Below are 14,346 nucleotides of genomic sequence, written 5' to 3'. Positions count from 1 at the left end.
GCGCAAACCGGGCGGCTTTTTTACATCCACACCACCAATGAATTACTGGTTGTGCAGGAAGGTCTTGAGCTTGTCCGAACGCGAAGGCTGGCGCAGCTTGCTCATCGCCTTGGCTTCGATCTGGCGGATACGCTCGCGGGTCACGTCGAACTGCTTGCCCACTTCTTCCAGCGTGTGGTCGTTCGACATCTCGACGCCGTAGCGCATGCGCAGCACCTTCGCTTCGCGCGGGGTCAGCGAGTCCAGCACTTCCTTGATCACGTTGCGCATCGAGGCATGCAGCGCGGCGTCCAGCGGGGCCAGGGTCGCGTTGTCTTCGATGAAGTCGCCCAGCTGCGAATCGCCGTCCTCGCCCATCGGGGTTTCCATCGAAATCGGTTCCTTTGCGATCTTCATGATCTCGCGAACCTTATTCTCCGGCATCTCCATCTTGGCGGCCAGGGTCGGCAGATCCGGCTCGCTGCCGGTTTCCTGCATGATCTGGCGCGAGATGCGGTTCATCTTGTTGATCGTCTCGATCATGTGCACCGGCACGCGGATCGTGCGCGCCATGTCGGCGATCGAGCGCGTGATCGCCTGGCGGATCCACCAGGTCGCATAGGTCGAGAATTTATAGCCGCGACGGTATTCGAACTTGTCGACCGCCTTGAGCAGGCCGATATTGCCTTCCTGGATCAGGTCCAGGAATTGCAGGCCGCGGTTGATGTATTTCTTCGCGATCGAGATCACCAGGCGCAGGTTGGCCACCGTCATTTCGCGCTTGGCCTGACGGGCGCGCTTCTCGCCGGCCGCCATCTGCTTGTTGATCTTGCGCAGGTCGGCCAGAGGCAGCGCCACGCGCGCCTGCAGGTCGATCATGCGCTGCTGCAGCTCTTTAATGGCCGGCAGATTCCGGCTCAGCACCGCGCTGTACGGATAGGCGCAGTCGACTTCGCGGTCGCCCCATTGCAGGTCGGTCTCGTTGCCCGGGAAGACCTTGATGAAGTGGGCGCGCGGCATGCCGCAGCGGTTCACGCAGATGTCCAGCACGGCGCGCTCGATCGAACGCACTTCGTCCATCTGGCCACGCAGGGTGTCGCACAGCTTTTCCACGACCTTGGCGGTGAAGCGGATGCCCAGCAGCTCGTACGAGATCACGGCCTGCGCCTCTTCGTAGGCCGGCGAACCGTAGCCTTCGTTCTTGAAGGCGTGGCCCATCAGGTCGAACTGCTGCTCGATCAGCGTGAACTTCTCCAGCGCGCCCTTGCGCAGCTGGGCCAGTTGCTCGGCCGAGTAGCCGGCCGCGGCGCCGCCGGCATTGCCGCCTTCGCCCTCTTCTTCTTCGTCCTCGACTTCTTCTTCTTCCTCGTCGTCCTCTTCCGCGACAGCGGCCGCGTGGGCCACCGAGGCGGCCGGCGCCGGGGTGTCTTCCAAGTCGACGAAGCCATCCACCACGTCGTCGATCTTCAGCTCGTCGCTGGCGATCTTGTGCGACAGCGCGATGATTTCCGAGATCGTGGTCGGGCATGCCGAGATGGCCTGCACCATGTCCTTGAGGCCCTGCTCAATGCGCTTGGCGATCTCGATCTCGCCTTCGCGGGTCAGCAGCGACACCGCGCCCATTTCACGCATATACATGCGGACCGGGTCGGTGGTGCGGCCGAAGTCGGAGTCGACGGTCGACAGCGCGGTCGCGGCGGCGGCCTCGACTTCGTCTTCGCTGGTCGGGGTCACGGCCTGGTCCGACAGCAGCATCATTTCGGCTTCAGGGGCGCGCTCGTAGACAGCGATACCCATGTCGTTGAAGGTCGCGATGATGCCTTCGATCGCTTCCGGATCGATGATGTTTTCCGGCAGGTGGTCGTTGATCTCGGCATGGGTCAGGTAGCCGCGCTCCTTGCCCATATTGATCAGGTTCTTCAGCTGCTGGCGGCGCTTTTCGAGTTCGGCTTCCGAGAAACCGGCTTCGTTCAGCATGCCGAGGCCCTTGGCCTTGCGCTCGCGCGCCTTCGAGGCGGCTTTCAGTTCGGCGCGCTCGACGGCGTTCAGCGCCGCGACTTCGTCGTTCTCCGGCACGAATTCGCTTGGCTTGCGGCCACGGCGGCCCGGGACTTTCACCTGCGGCAGCAGGTAGCCCGAGGTGTCGATCGCAGCCAGCGCGGCGGCGTCGGTGGTCTTGCTGACGGCGCCGACGGCGCTCACGGGGGCGCTGGCCACCGCTTCGACGCGGCGCACGGCGCGGGCGCGCACGACTTTCGGCGCTTCCTCGGCGGCGGTCTGGGCGACCGGGGCCGCCACCGGCGCGGCGGCCGGAGCTTCCGGCTCGGCCGCCTTCAGGGCAGCCAGCTTGCCGCGCTTGCGCACGATGACCGGCGCCACGGCTGGCTTGGCCTGCGCCTGCATGTATTCGGCGGCCAGGTCGATGCCGGCGTCCACGTCGGCAGCGGCAGAGTCAGGAGCAGATTCGTCGGCCGCCGGGGCGGCGGCTTCGGCCACCACTTCTTCGACCGCGGCGGCGATCGGGGCCACGACAGGCGCTGCAACAGCAGCAGGCGCCTCTTCCACGACTGGCGCAGCGACCGGCTCGTCCACCACCGGGCCGCCGGCGGCCAGGATGGCGTCGGCCTGGGCCTTCAGCGTGGCCAGGCGCGAACGGGTCTTGACCACCGTCACCTTGGCCGCCGCTTCCGTTTCGAGGAAGTAGGAGGTCGCGGTTTTCGGCACTGCCAGCGGCGCCGAAGCCTTGGCCGGCGCTTTTTTCGCTGTCAGTGTCAATGTCTTGGCGGTGTTTTTCATACTTAAAACTCTCCAGTCGAGGCGAGTTGCGCGCCTGCGAAGTCAATAATCCAGCGGGACCCGCGTACGGGTCCTGGGAAAGGGGGAACGGAAGTGGCCCTACCTAGGGGCGGACATGCCAGGTTTCAAGCACGACTTACCGGTTTTTGCGCGCGCCAACTCGATTCTGGGCTGCGGACAGATAGGCGATGGTCGATGTTCAAAATCGTGCTGTGCATGTCGGAACGAAAAAAAGCCCGCTAACACGGGCTTGCATCTATTTTTCTAGAAGAATAGGGGAAGGGGCATATTATGCCCCAATGCAAGTTTTGGTGATAATTGATAGATCCGATAAGGGATATACACAATTCACATAGCGCAGCCCTGACATGCCCTCCTGACAAGCTTCCGGGAAGGTCTGCGCCGGCGCAAGCCGGACTCAAGGCAAGAGGCGGATGATACACGATTTCATGCGCCAGCGCTTCCCCCTGCTATAAGTTTCCCAACATTTATAATTGGAACTAGTACAATGCGCGCCCGAGCGCCGTGCTATCCTTCGCAATCTTGTTCTTACCATGAAGTCAATGAATACCACTACCCCTGCAGAGTCCGTCGACACCAACGCCACCACTCCGGAGGCGCAGCAGCCGCAAGCAGCAGCGCCGGCCGCACCGGCGCCAAGCGCCGCGCCGGCGCAAGGCCTGTCGGCACGCGCACTGCTCAAGCAACTCCAGCAGGAGTATCCAGCCTTCCGCGACTGCCTGCCGCTGTCGATCGGCATCGACAAGCAACTGCTGGCCCGCATGCCCGGCCTGGACAAGAAGGTAATGCGCGCCGCGCTCGGCATCCACACCGGTTCGATGCGCTACCTGCGCGCGATGGAAAAGGCCAAAGTGCGCCATGACCTGGACGGCACCGCCGGCGCCGAAGTGCCCGAGGCGCACCGCCTGCACGCCAAGGAGCAGCTGCAGCAGCGCTTCAAGAAGGAAGCCGAACGCAAGAAGGCCGAACGCGAAGCCGCGCAAGAAGAAGAAAACAACCGCAAGCGCCAGGAAAAACTGCAGGCGCTCGCGTCCAAGTTCTCCAAGAATTGAGCGCAGCGTCCGAGATCCCCGAGGACGACCTGCAGCCAGATCTGCCAGCGTACGTCGGCATCGACCTGGCCAATGTGCGCCTGGTGCGCAGCGAGCAGGACGCGCGCGAGGCGCTGGCAGACCTGCTGGGCAGCGAAGCGATCGGCTTCGACACCGAATCCAAGCCGACCTTCGCCAAGGGCGAAGTGTCGACCGGGCCGCACCTGGTGCAGCTCGCGACCCTGGAAACGGCCTGGCTGTTCCAGACCGCGACCCCGGCCGGCAATGCGCTGGCCATCACCGTCCTGAAACCCGTGCTCGAGGACGAGCGCGTGCTGAAAGTGGGTTTTGGTCTGGGCGACGACGTGCGGCGCCTGAAGTCGAAGTTCGGCATCGAGCTGCGCAATGTGCTCGACCTGTCGACAGCCCTGCGCCGGCGCGGCGAGCGCAATCCGCTCGGCGCGAAGAGCGCCGTCGAGCGCTTCTTCGGCCAGCGCCTGCAAAAGTCCAAGCGCATCACCACCACCAACTGGGCCCTGCCCCGGCTATCGGACAAGCAGCTGCAGTACGCGGCCGACGATGCGCATGCGGCCTTGAAGATCTACCGCCATTGGAAGGCGAATCCGCCGGCCTGACCCTCCGCGGGTGACTGTGCACTAAAAGAGGGAGTTCCGTCTCAGAAATTCGCGATATCATTCCCACATCGTCGATGCCGGTGGGAGCTCATGATTTCACGTCGCCTACGCCTGTCCCTCGCCTCTCTGTTCGGTCTACTCTCCTGTGCGGCCACGGCGGCGCCGCAAACCGTCCCCGATACGCTCGACCAGCGCCTGCTGGCCTGCGCCACCTGCCATGCGCGGGTCGATGCGCGCGGCAATCCGGTCAACGACAGCTTCTATCCGCGATTGCAGGGCAAGCCGGCCGGCTACCTGTATCACCAGTTGCTGAACTTTCGCGACGGGCGGCGCCAGTATCCCTTGATGACCTACCTGGTCGACCACCTGCCCGACGCTTACCTGCGCGAGATCGCCCAGCACTTCGCGGCCCTGCCGCCGACCGTGCTGCCGCCCCAATCTTCCGGACTGTCAAGCGCGGCGCTCGAACGCGGGCGCCGGCTCGTGGTCGATGGTGATTCAGCGCGCAAGATCCCGGCCTGCGTCGCCTGCCATGGCGCGCGCCTGACCGGCGTGCAGCCCAACATTCCCGGCCTGCTCGGCCTGCCGCGCGACTACGTCAACGCGCAGTTCGGCGCCTGGCGCAACAAGGTGCGGCGCGCGCATGCGCCGGACTGCATGGCCGACATCACGGCGCGCCTGTCGCTGGAGGACGTGGCGGCCATCTCGGGCTGGCTGGCGGCGCAACCGATGCCGCTCGACCCGCACCCGGCCGACTCCATCGCACGGCCCTTGCCGCTGGCCTGCGGCAGCGATCCGGAGGCGCAATGAAGACCTTGCGGGTTGCCCTCCTCCTTATCGTCGTTCTCGCCCTGGCCGCGGTGGCGCTGGCGTGGCCGCGCGCCGAACATATTCCATCGAGTTCGCCGGCCGCCTATGCTCTGAACACGGCCAATATCGAACGTGGCGCCTACCTGGCGCGGGCCGGAGACTGCATCGCCTGTCACACGGCGCGCGGCGGCGTGGCGTATGCCGGCGGCCGCCCGCTCGATACGCCGTTCGGGCGTTTCTACGGGCCGAATCTCACGCCGGATACTGAAACCGGCATCGGCGACTGGAGCGCCGACGACTTCTGGAACGCCCTGCACAACGGCATCGCCAAAGATGGCCGCCTGCTCTACCCGGCCTTCCCCTACACGAACTACACGAAGGTCACGCGCTACGATTCGGACGCCCTGTTCGCCTACTTCCGCAGCCTGGCGCCGCAGCGCCAGCCGAACCGGCCGCACGAACTGGGCTTCCCCTACGACAGCCAGGCGCTGCTGGCCGGCTGGCGCCTGCTGTACTTCCGCCCTGGCGTGATTGAAGCACAGCCGGCGCGCGGCGTGGAGTGGAATCGCGGCGCCTATCTGGTCGAGGGCCTGGGACATTGCAGCGCCTGCCACAGCGCGCGCAACCAGTTCGGCGCGAACAAGGAAGGACTCGATGGCGGCCTGATTCCCACGCTGGGCTGGTATGCGCCGTCGCTGACGTCCAGCGGCGAGGCTGGTCTGGGTGACTGGGACAAGGACCACATCGTGGCGCTGCTCGGCACCGGCATCTCGCCGCGCGGCTCGGCCACCGGGCCGATGGCGGAAGTGGTGGCGCGCAGCCTGCAGCACCTGACGGCGGACGACCTGGGTGCGATGGCGAGCTATCTGAAATCACTGCCGTCGACGCCCGCCCAGCGACCGGATCGTGCGCCGCCGGCGGACGAGCGGGTGCTGGCGGAAGGCCGCCGCATCTACGAGGCCAGTTGCGCGCAATGCCATGGCGACGATGGGCGAGGCAAGCTGCCCGCCTATCCTCCGCTGGCGGGAAACCGCGCCGTGACCCTGACGCCGGCCGTGAATGCGATCCGCATGACGGTCAATGGCGGCTTCCCGCCCGGGACCAAAGGCAATCCTCGCCCTTACGGCATGCCGCCGTTCGGCCATGAGCTGGACGATGCGCAAGTGGCGGCGGTGCTGAGCTGGATCCGTACCAGTTGGGGCAATGCGGCGCCGCCTGTGACCGCGGTCGAAGTGAACCGGTATCGGGCGATTACGGGAGACTGAAACGGGTGGCGACGTGCTCGCCCCTTGCCGGCCAGAACCGAACGGCCGTGCAAGTATGGCCGTGCTATCGTCGTGACCAAACTCCCGTGAACCGATCAGGCTCATGTTGGCGGCCTGCGCATCGTCGCGCCGCCCTGAGCCGGCCCGAAAGGATAAGCATGACCCGTTTCAACGAAAAAACCGTGCTGGTTACCGGTGCTGCTTCCGGCATCGGCCTGGCGACCGCCCGCCGCTTCCTCGATGAAGGCGCCCGCGTCGTCATGCTCGACATCGATGGCGACACACTGAAGAAGGCTGCTTCCAGCCTGCCCCAGGACCGCGTCCTCGTGCAGGTCGGCGATACCGCCGACAAGGACACCGCGACCGCTGCCGTCAAGGCGGCCGTCGACCGCTTCGGCGGCCTGCATATCCTCATCAACAATGCAGGGATGGCGACCGAGGGCGACATCACGCAGACGAGCGAAGAAGACTTCGAGCGCGTCATGGCGGTCAATGTCGGCGGCTACTATCACATGGCCAAGGCGGCGATGCCCGAGCTGATCAAAGCGCGCGGCGCGATCGTCATGACCTCCTCGGTTTCCGGGCTTGGCGGCGACTGGAATATGTTTGCCTATAACACCTCGAAAGGCGCCGTCAGCAATATGGTGCGGGCGATGGCGATGGATATGGGAAAGCATGGGGTGCGAGTGAACGCCGTCAATCCGAGCTTCACGAAAACCGGCATGACCGAGGACATGGTGAACGATCCTGAACTGGTCGCCAAGTTCAGGGAACGCATGCCGCTCGGCGCGCCGGAGGATCCGGAAGGCGTTGCGGCGGCAATGGCGTTCCTGGCAAGCGAGGATGCGCGGCTGATTACCGGTGTGAATCTGCCGGTGGATGCGGGGCTGATGGCGTCCAATGGACAGCCGCCGCAGTAAGCCAGGCATCCGGCGCGCCACCGGCGCAAACCGATTCAAGCCTCCGGGGCCACCCAGACCAGGTTCCACAAGTGGCCGTCGATATCCTCGAAGCCCTGGTCATACATGAAGCCATGGTCCTCCGGCGGGTGCGGAATCCTGCCACCGGCAGCGACGGCTTTGCCGATGAGGGCATCGACTTCGTCGCGGCTTTCGCAGCTCAGGCAGATGACGATCTCATTGGCTTCCTTCGCCTGAGCGACGGGTTTGTCGATCAGGGACCTGAAGAAAGGTTCGGTCGTCAGCATGGCCTGGATGGTGTCGCCGACGATGTGCATGAATGCCGAGTGCTCGCCGCTGAAGCGGGCATTGAACGTGAAGCCGAGCGCGGAAAAGAAGGCCTTGGACTTGTCCAGGTCCTTCACCGGCAAGTTGAGGATGATCTGCTTGTTCATCGTGTTTCCTTCAAGAAGGTGGAATGGGCAACCGGTGCATCATCCCTACGACGAATGACAGAGCGCGCAATCGACACGCCGTCGACACTATTCTATTGCCGGGCCGATCAAACCATGTCTGCGAACGCGACCCGATCCGTGGTAGCGTTACGCGCATCCTCGACCCGCACCTTGTGCGCAGCAAGCAGCCCCTCGAGCGACGAATTCATCGTATGGCAGCCCGCATCGATCCCCTTGTTCATGTGAGCGCGAATGCCACCCAGATCCCCCGCCTCCAGCATGCGCACGACCGCCGGACTCGGCGTCAGGCACTCGGTCGCCAGATAGTAGCGATTCCCCTCGACCGACGGCAGCAAGGCCTGGCACAGGATGCCACGCAAGGCATGCGCCAATGCCTGCGCCTGCGCCTCCGAATTACCCAGCAAGCGCAGCATCTTCTGCAGCCCGAGCTCGGTCGACCGCGCATGCAGGGTCGCCAGCACCAGCGGCCCCGACTCGGCCAGCGCCAGCGCCTCCTGCGCCGTCTGCGCATCGCGGATCTCGCCGATCACGATGACATCCGGCCGCTCGCGCAGCGCATCCAGCGCCCCCAGGTAGTAACTCTCGACGTCGCCATCCTCCCCCACTTCACGCTGGGTAATGATGCACTTGCGCTGAGGGATCAAGGTTTCGACCGGATCTTCGATGGTGATGATGTGCCCCGAACGCTGGCGATTGATCTCGTCCAGGATCGAGGCAATCGTGGTCGACTTGCCCTGGCAGGTGTCGCCAATGATCAGCACCAGACCGCTGGTCAGCCGCGCAAACTCGCGCTCGTCATCCCACAGGCCAAGGTCGGACAATGCAATCGGCTCCTTCGGAAAGCGCCGAATCACGCACCCGATGCGCTTGCCGCCCTGGAAGCGGAAGCAGTTGGCGCGAATGCGCGCCGTGTGCAAGTCGATCGAGCGGTCGAAGGCGCGCGAGGCGATGCGCTGCGGCCAGTTCGGCTCGATCACGTCGAAGAATTCTTCCAGCTCTTCCTTCGTGATCGGCGAATCGGTCACCGCCACCAGGCCTTTCGGCTGGCGCAGCATCAGCGGGCTGTTCTGGTGGATGATGATGTCCGAGAACACCAGCTTCGAATTGAGCAGGTGCAGGATCTGCTGCACCAGGGTCTCGAACACCGGATGGTCTTCGTTTTCGATGTACGAGAGGGTCGGGATCTGCGAGGACTGGTGGTATTCCATCTGGTGGCAAAGAAAAAACGCGTTCCAGTCATTATAGAACTGGAATGTTGCACCAGAGTAAAAATATCGTCAGCGTGACAAACTCGCAACAATGCGGTCGCCAAACACCGTGATGGTCACACCCAGGGCCACCACCAGCGCGCCCGTCAGGCGCACCGGCGACACTTCACGCTTCACCATATTGATCAGGCCAAAATGATCGATCGCCATCGAGCTGAGCAGCTGACCGGCAATCACCAGCACCACCAGGGTCAACAGGCCGATGCGCGGCGCCAGGAACACGGTGCCCAGCACGAAGGCCGCGCCCATGAAGCCACCCAGGAATTTCCAGGCTGGCTGCGACGGCAAGGCCGCCAGGGTCGCTCCCAGGCCCGCCACACCGCCCTTGGCCATCGCCATCACCAGCAGCGCCACCGTGCCGCAGCTGAATGAAATCAACGCCGCCATGATCGAATTCGCCCCGATCGAGTGGGCCAGCTGGCTGTTCACCGCGGCCTGCGCCGACATCGCGACGCCGATGCAGAACGCCGCCGCCAATAAAATGAGGTTCATCTCCGTACGTCCAAGCAAAAAAACGCACGATTTTAGTGCATTCCGGGCCAGAGCGTCGGCACGCCCGGTCGCGTGCTCGTGCATTTCATCCCCGCAAGGCTGCAATTCGTCGCAAACGCTTCTTGCGGACACGCCCGGCTGGCTACGATGGCTGCCATATCAACGAATCACGGAGTCCACCCATGCAAGCCTTCAAGCCATCATTCGCCGTACGCACCCTGCTGCTGGCCGCCACCCTCGCCTGCGTCGCCGCGCCGACGCCCGCCATGGCCTGGCCCTTCGGCGGCGAAAAAGTCGAAGGCAGCGGCAGCGTGACGCGCCAGGCGCGCCAGGTCGAGCGCTTCACCGGCATCGCACTCGAGTTGCCGGCCCAGCTGGAACTGCGCATGGGCAATACCGAAGGCATCACGATCGAGACCGACGACAATCTGCAGCGCCTGATCGAGACCGAGGTCGACGACGGCGTGCTGCGCATCCGCCCGACCAAGCGCAATATGAACCTGCGGGCGCGCACCATGAAGATCGTCGTCAACGCGCGCCAGATCGAGCGCCTGTCGCTGGGCGGCTCGGGCACCATCGATGCCGAGGCGCTGCGCGCCCAGACCCTGCGCGTCAATCTGGGCGGCTCGGGCAAGATCCGGGTCGCCAGCATGGATGCCGACAAGGTTTCGGTCAGCGTCGGCGGCAGCGGCGACTTCCGCGCCAATGGGGGCAAGGCACGCGACGTGTCGGTGTCGATCGGGGGGTCGGGCAATGTCGACCTGGGCAAGGTCGCGGCCGACAGCGCCAGCGTCAGCGTGGCCGGTTCGGGCGATGTGACGGTCTGGGCCAGGAACGAGTTGAGCATGTCGATCGCCGGTTCCGGCGACGTCAAATACTATGGCGATCCGAAGCTGCGCAGCTCGGTCGCGGGTTCGGGCAAGTCGCGCCGCCTGGGCGACGCGCCGAACTGATCGGGAAAGCGGCGCTCCTTACAGAGTGCCGCGCAGCACTTCGCGCTCGACCTGCACCGTGTCCGTGCCGTCGGTCAGCCACACCTGGCCGTCCTGGATCGTGCACTGCAGCTGCATCGAGCGTTGCGCCATCTTTTCCAGTTGCGCGCTGATCTCCGACGGAATGTTGATCATGCTGACGTTCTTCGCGCGCTCGATCTTGTTGGCCAGGCCCTTGAACCAGATGCTGCTGGTCGCGCTGTAGCTGTACACCACCACCTTTTCGGCGCGGCCGGCCGCCTTCAGCAGGCGCTTCTCGTCCGGCTGGCCGACCTCGATCCAGGTCTGGATCGCGCCGGTCAGGTCCTTCAGCCACAACGCCGGTTCCTCGACGTCGAACAAATCCTTGCCATAGGCGAGCGCCGGGTCGGCGTGCAGGGCGAAGGCCAGCACTCGGATCATCACGCGCTCTTCGGTCTCGGACGGATGCCGGGCGATGGTCAGGGCATGTTCCTGATAATAGTTCCGGTCCATGTCGGCGATCGACAGGTCGGCCTTGTAGATGGTCGCTTTGAGAGCCATTGTTGCGTGCGCTTGTAGGTGCTGGTGGATGAAAACCCGCTATTGTCGCATGCGCGGCGACCGCCGGGTTCCCTGCCGGGTTAGACTGGCCTTCTTACTGAACATGGAGATCGCGATGACCAATGCTTTCCCTCCGAACCAGCAGTTCCTGCTCGCCGCCCGCCCGGTCGGGCTGCCCAAGCGCGAAGACTGGCAGTTCCACGAGCAGGCCGTGCCCGAACCGGGCGAAGGCGAGGTCGTGGTCAAGGTCCTGTACCTGTCGCTCGACCCCGCCATGCGCGGCTGGATGAACGAGGGCAAATCGTATATCCGCCCGGTGGCGATCGGCGAAGTCATGCGCGCCGGCGGCGTGGGCGTGGTGGTGGCCTCGCGTTCGCCGCGCCTCAACGTGGGCGACCACGTGATGGGCGGCACCGGCGTACAGCGCTACTGGTCCGGCCCGGCCGACGACAAGACCGCCAACCTGGCCAAGATCGATCCGCAAGTGGGGCCGCTGACGGCCTGGCTGAACCTGCTGGGCATGCCCGGCATGACGGCGTACTTCGGCCTGCGCGAAGTCGGCCAGGCCAAGGCTGGCGAGACGGTGGTGGTGTCGGGCGCGGCCGGCGCGGTCGGCATGACCGTGGGCCAGGTTGCGAAGCAGATGGGCTGCCGCGTGGTCGGCATCGCCGGCGGGTTTGATAAATGCGCCTTCGTCGTCGACCGCCTCGGCTTCGACGCCTGTATCGACTACAAGGCCGGCAACGTCGGCGCCGCCCTCAAGCAGCATTGCCCGCAGGGCGTCGACGTCTATTTCGACAACGTCGGCGGCGAGATCCTCGACACCGTCCTTACCCGCATCAACATGAAGGCGCGCATCGTGATCTGCGGCGCGATCTCGCAGTACAACGTGACCGAACCGGTCAAGGGTCCGGCCAACTACCTGGCGCTGCTGGTCAACCGCGCGCGCATGGAAGGCATGATCGTGTTCGACTATGCGGCGCGCTATCCCGAAGCCGTGGCCCAGCTCGGCGAATGGCTCAAGGCTGGCGCGATCCAGAGCCATGAATACGTGGTCGATGGCTTCGAGCAGTTCCCGCAAGCGCTGCTGATGCTGTTCGAAGGCCGCAACCTCGGCAAGCTGGTGCTGAAAGTGGCGGACGCCTAGAACTTGTCGCCGGCTCCACGGTCGTACAGGTCAGGGCGCCCCGCCCTTCCTCCATGGAGCTGGCCATGCTGTCCCTTTTCGAGAGTTTCTTCGCCAACCCGGCGCTGCAGAGCCAATTCGGCACGCCGGCGGGCGCGCCGCCGAACGCGCAACTGGCCACACAGCTGGGCGCGCAAGCGAACCAGCTGGCCACGCTGTCGCAGCGCAGCCATGAGCTGCTGGCGCGCCTGACCGACCTGAACCTGCAGATGGCGCGCCACTTCGTCGAGACCGCGCTCGACACCGGCCGCCAGCTCGCCGCCTGCACCGATCCCCTGCAACTGGCCCCCACCGCGATGCGCGGCTGGCAGCCGTTGGGCGAGCATGTGCGCGCCTGGCAGCAGGGCCTGATGGGTGTGATGGCCGAAGCCCAGACCGGCCTCGGCCACGCAGCCGCGCTGGCGCCGGCGCCGGCGAAACGTGCCGCCTGAGCGAGCCGGCGCGCCGCATGGCGACGGGACGGAACTAACGCTCACCACGTTTCTCTAATCGCACGAGCGCAGCCTGAGATGGCTCCAAGTGCGTTCAAGCATAGCGTACGGCCTCTACAACTGACAGCCCCACGGGCACAAGGAGATCGACATGGCGACCAGTAAGGAGAACGGAGGAAAGAGCAGCAGTCAGGGCAGCGCCCAGAAGAGCGGGCCGCCCGCCAAGCGCGGCTTCGCGGCGATGGACCAGAACCAGCAGCGCGAAATCGCCAGCAAGGGCGGCCAGGCGGCCCATCAAAAAGGCACGGCGCACGAATTCGATTCCGAAGAAGCGCGCCGCGCCGGCCAGAAAGGCGGCGAGGCCGTGAGCCGCAACCGTGCCCATATGGCCGACATCGGCCGCAAGGGCGGCGAAAGCCGGCAATCGGCCCAGCGCGCGGCCGCCGCCGCCGCTGCCGCGGCGTCGCAAAAGGGCAACCGCCAGGGCGAAGAAAGCTAGCGCGACTGGCTGTTGGCGATCCACGGGGCGGTCCCGGCGCAGACCCGCGCGGCGGGCCTGCGCCTGTGGTACATTGCCGGGCTTATGCCTACCCTGAAATACCTGACCGCCTACCCAGACACCCTGCAAGCCCAGGTGAGCGGGCTGATCGAACAGAACCGCCTTGGCGACACCCTGCGCCGCCGCTATCCCGAGCCGCACGGCATCCGCACCGACCGCGCCCTGTACGACTATGTGCAAGATCTCAAGGACGACTACCTGCGCCAGGCCGCGCCGGTCTCGAAGGTCGCCTTCGACAGCAAGATCCAGGTGATCCAGCACGCGCTGGGCCTGCACACCGCCATTTCGCGGGTCCAGGGCTCACGCCTGAAGGCCAAGCACGAGATCCGCATCGCCAGCCTGTTCCGCGACGCGCCGCTGCCCTTCCTGCGCATGATCGCCGTGCACGAACTAGCGCACCTGAAGGAAAAGGAACACGACAAGGCATTCTACAAATTGTGCTGCTGGATGGAGCCGGATTACCACCAGCTCGAATTCGACGTGCGCCTGTACCTGACCTGGCTCGACCTGTCCGGCGAGCGCTTGTGGAGCGGCGACTAGCTCGACCGCGCCGCCGGAGCCGCCGGCGCCGCTGGTGACACCCGTGGCTGATGGAGCGACGACCTGTCGGCACCATCCGGCTGCGCCGCGCAAGCGCGCGTGCAGCGCTGCAGCGCCGTATCGCAGGCGCCAAGGCGCGCCATCCGGCGCCCGTCGTCGCCGGCGGCATCGAGCGCGCGGGTCGCCTGGCCCGGCACCGCGCCCTGGGCGGTGCGCGCCAATGGGTTGCGGTATTCCGCGGTAGACCCGGTCAGCCGCCGCTCCAGCGGCAGCGCCTGGGCGCTGGCGCGGCATTCGCGCTGTTCGGAGGCGCACATCGAGGTGCAGAACGCCGGGTCCGCGGCCAGCACCGGTGTGGCCACGGACGCGGCCAGGGTTGCGAGAATGATCGACAAGACTGAACGCTTCATTCCAACCTTTCATGAAAACGTGGCGGCATGCCAT

General features: G+C 65.3%; 16 protein-coding genes. 10 read left to right on the top strand and 6 right to left on the bottom strand.

The window, feature by feature from the left end; all coding sequences use genetic code 11:
- Positions 1 to 42: 42 nt before the first annotated feature.
- Positions 43 to 2,775, bottom strand: a complete 2,733-nt coding sequence (rpoD, locus tag J3U95_RS21090) for an RNA polymerase sigma factor RpoD (RefSeq protein WP_208280617.1) — start codon at positions 2,773 to 2,775, stop codon at positions 43 to 45.
- A gap of 563 nt (positions 2,776 to 3,338) precedes the next feature.
- Between rpoD and J3U95_RS21085 the strand changes: the two genes are divergently transcribed.
- The 5 genes from J3U95_RS21085 (at position 3,339) to budC (ending at position 7,457) form a co-directional block, all read left to right on the top strand.
- Entirely contained in the window at positions 3,339 to 3,848 is a 510-nt protein-coding gene (locus J3U95_RS21085; protein WP_208280616.1) for a ProQ/FINO family protein, read from the top strand.
- A complete protein-coding gene (locus tag J3U95_RS21080; RefSeq protein WP_208280615.1) occupies positions 3,845 to 4,462 on the top strand; it encodes a 3'-5' exonuclease in 618 nt (205 codons plus the stop codon). The genes J3U95_RS21085 and J3U95_RS21080 overlap by 4 nt, the downstream gene beginning before the upstream one ends.
- A 90-nt stretch (positions 4,463 to 4,552) precedes the next feature.
- On the top strand, positions 4,553 to 5,272 hold the full coding sequence (locus J3U95_RS21075) for a c-type cytochrome (RefSeq protein ID WP_208280614.1): 720 nt from the start codon (positions 4,553 to 4,555) through the stop codon (positions 5,270 to 5,272).
- Entirely contained in the window at positions 5,269 to 6,537 is a 1,269-nt protein-coding gene (locus J3U95_RS21070) for a c-type cytochrome (RefSeq protein ID WP_208280613.1), read from the top strand. The genes J3U95_RS21075 and J3U95_RS21070 overlap by 4 nt, the downstream gene beginning before the upstream one ends.
- Before the next feature lie 158 nt (positions 6,538 to 6,695).
- Positions 6,696 to 7,457 (top strand): meso-2,3-butanediol dehydrogenase, encoded by a 762-nt coding sequence (budC, locus tag J3U95_RS21065; RefSeq protein WP_208280612.1) that lies wholly within the window; start codon positions 6,696 to 6,698, stop codon positions 7,455 to 7,457.
- A 35-nt stretch (positions 7,458 to 7,492) separates the two neighbouring features.
- Here the strand turns inward: budC and J3U95_RS21060 are convergent, their stop codons facing one another.
- From J3U95_RS21060 to J3U95_RS21050, 3 genes are all read right to left on the bottom strand, one after another.
- The gene (locus tag J3U95_RS21060) at positions 7,493 to 7,891 is read right to left on the bottom strand and encodes a VOC family protein (RefSeq protein WP_208280611.1); all 399 of its coding nucleotides are present in this window, start codon (positions 7,889 to 7,891) and stop codon (positions 7,493 to 7,495) included.
- A 107-nt stretch (positions 7,892 to 7,998) separates the two neighbouring features.
- Positions 7,999 to 9,120, bottom strand: coding sequence for a type IV pilus twitching motility protein PilT (locus J3U95_RS21055; protein ID WP_208280610.1), 1,122 nt, complete (start codon positions 9,118 to 9,120; stop codon positions 7,999 to 8,001).
- A gap of 69 nt (positions 9,121 to 9,189) precedes the next feature.
- Positions 9,190 to 9,672 (bottom strand): DMT family transporter, encoded by a 483-nt coding sequence (locus J3U95_RS21050; protein WP_208280609.1) that lies wholly within the window; start codon positions 9,670 to 9,672, stop codon positions 9,190 to 9,192.
- A gap of 182 nt (positions 9,673 to 9,854) precedes the next feature.
- Between J3U95_RS21050 and J3U95_RS21045 the strand changes: the two genes are divergently transcribed.
- Entirely contained in the window at positions 9,855 to 10,625 is a 771-nt protein-coding gene (locus J3U95_RS21045) for a head GIN domain-containing protein (protein WP_208280608.1), read from the top strand.
- Positions 10,626 to 10,643: 18 nt separating this feature from the next.
- Here J3U95_RS21045 and J3U95_RS21040 read toward each other — a convergent pair whose 3' ends face one another.
- Positions 10,644 to 11,186: a YaeQ family protein gene (locus J3U95_RS21040; protein WP_208280607.1), complete on the bottom strand. Its 543-nt coding sequence runs from the start codon at positions 11,184 to 11,186 to the stop codon at positions 10,644 to 10,646.
- Positions 11,187 to 11,301: 115 nt separating this feature from the next.
- Here J3U95_RS21040 and J3U95_RS21035 point away from each other — a divergent pair, with 115 nt between their 5' ends.
- From J3U95_RS21035 to J3U95_RS21020, 4 genes are all read left to right on the top strand, one after another.
- Positions 11,302 to 12,333: an NADP-dependent oxidoreductase gene (locus J3U95_RS21035; RefSeq protein WP_208280606.1), complete on the top strand. Its 1,032-nt coding sequence runs from the start codon at positions 11,302 to 11,304 to the stop codon at positions 12,331 to 12,333.
- Positions 12,334 to 12,398: 65 nt separating this feature from the next.
- Positions 12,399 to 12,803, top strand: coding sequence for a phasin family protein (locus J3U95_RS21030; RefSeq protein WP_208280605.1), 405 nt, complete (start codon positions 12,399 to 12,401; stop codon positions 12,801 to 12,803).
- Between the two features lie 151 nt (positions 12,804 to 12,954).
- Positions 12,955 to 13,302 (top strand): KGG domain-containing protein, encoded by a 348-nt coding sequence (locus tag J3U95_RS21025; RefSeq protein ID WP_208280604.1) that lies wholly within the window; start codon positions 12,955 to 12,957, stop codon positions 13,300 to 13,302.
- 84 nt (positions 13,303 to 13,386) lie between these two features.
- Positions 13,387 to 13,902 (top strand): M48 family metallopeptidase, encoded by a 516-nt coding sequence (locus J3U95_RS21020; RefSeq protein ID WP_005669502.1) that lies wholly within the window; start codon positions 13,387 to 13,389, stop codon positions 13,900 to 13,902.
- On the opposite strand, the gene J3U95_RS21015 is transcribed toward J3U95_RS21020, so the two are convergent.
- Complete coding sequence (locus J3U95_RS21015) at positions 13,899 to 14,312, bottom strand: hypothetical protein (protein WP_208280603.1); 414 nt, start codon at positions 14,310 to 14,312, stop codon at positions 13,899 to 13,901. The genes J3U95_RS21020 and J3U95_RS21015 overlap by 4 nt on opposite strands.
- Positions 14,313 to 14,346 lie beyond the last annotated feature (34 nt).

The sequence above is a fragment of the Massilia oculi genome, assembly GCF_017582745.1.
GTDB lineage: Bacteria > Pseudomonadota > Gammaproteobacteria > Burkholderiales > Burkholderiaceae_D > Telluria > Telluria oculi_A.
Note: the sequence above shows the minus strand (reverse complement) of the source record. Positions and strands in the feature narration are given on the sequence as shown.

What these genes read in the sequence shown, in the direction of transcription:
- J3U95_RS21030 (WP_208280605.1), top strand. Translation starts at nt 12,399, where the DNA reads ATGCTGTCCCTTTTCGAGAGTTTCTTCGCCAACCCGGCGCTGCAGAGC.
- J3U95_RS21085 (WP_208280616.1), top strand. Translation starts at nt 3,339, where the DNA reads ATGAATACCACTACCCCTGCAGAGTCCGTCGACACCAACGCCACCACT.
- J3U95_RS21075 (WP_208280614.1), top strand. Translation starts at nt 4,553, where the DNA reads ATGATTTCACGTCGCCTACGCCTGTCCCTCGCCTCTCTGTTCGGTCTA.
- rpoD (WP_208280617.1), bottom strand. Translation starts at nt 2,775, where the DNA reads ATGAAAAACACCGCCAAGACATTGACACTGACAGCGAAAAAAGCGCCG.
- J3U95_RS21040 (WP_208280607.1), bottom strand. Translation starts at nt 11,186, where the DNA reads ATGGCTCTCAAAGCGACCATCTACAAGGCCGACCTGTCGATCGCCGAC.
- J3U95_RS21015 (WP_208280603.1), bottom strand. Translation starts at nt 14,312, where the DNA reads ATGAAGCGTTCAGTCTTGTCGATCATTCTCGCAACCCTGGCCGCGTCC.
- J3U95_RS21035 (WP_208280606.1), top strand. Translation starts at nt 11,302, where the DNA reads ATGACCAATGCTTTCCCTCCGAACCAGCAGTTCCTGCTCGCCGCCCGC.
- J3U95_RS21055 (WP_208280610.1), bottom strand. Translation starts at nt 9,120, where the DNA reads ATGGAATACCACCAGTCCTCGCAGATCCCGACCCTCTCGTACATCGAA.
- J3U95_RS21020 (WP_005669502.1), top strand. Translation starts at nt 13,387, where the DNA reads ATGCCTACCCTGAAATACCTGACCGCCTACCCAGACACCCTGCAAGCC.
- J3U95_RS21025 (WP_208280604.1), top strand. Translation starts at nt 12,955, where the DNA reads ATGGCGACCAGTAAGGAGAACGGAGGAAAGAGCAGCAGTCAGGGCAGC.
- budC (WP_208280612.1), top strand. Translation starts at nt 6,696, where the DNA reads ATGACCCGTTTCAACGAAAAAACCGTGCTGGTTACCGGTGCTGCTTCC.
- J3U95_RS21045 (WP_208280608.1), top strand. Translation starts at nt 9,855, where the DNA reads ATGCAAGCCTTCAAGCCATCATTCGCCGTACGCACCCTGCTGCTGGCC.
- J3U95_RS21070 (WP_208280613.1), top strand. Translation starts at nt 5,269, where the DNA reads ATGAAGACCTTGCGGGTTGCCCTCCTCCTTATCGTCGTTCTCGCCCTG.
- J3U95_RS21050 (WP_208280609.1), bottom strand. Translation starts at nt 9,672, where the DNA reads ATGAACCTCATTTTATTGGCGGCGGCGTTCTGCATCGGCGTCGCGATG.
- J3U95_RS21060 (WP_208280611.1), bottom strand. Translation starts at nt 7,891, where the DNA reads ATGAACAAGCAGATCATCCTCAACTTGCCGGTGAAGGACCTGGACAAG.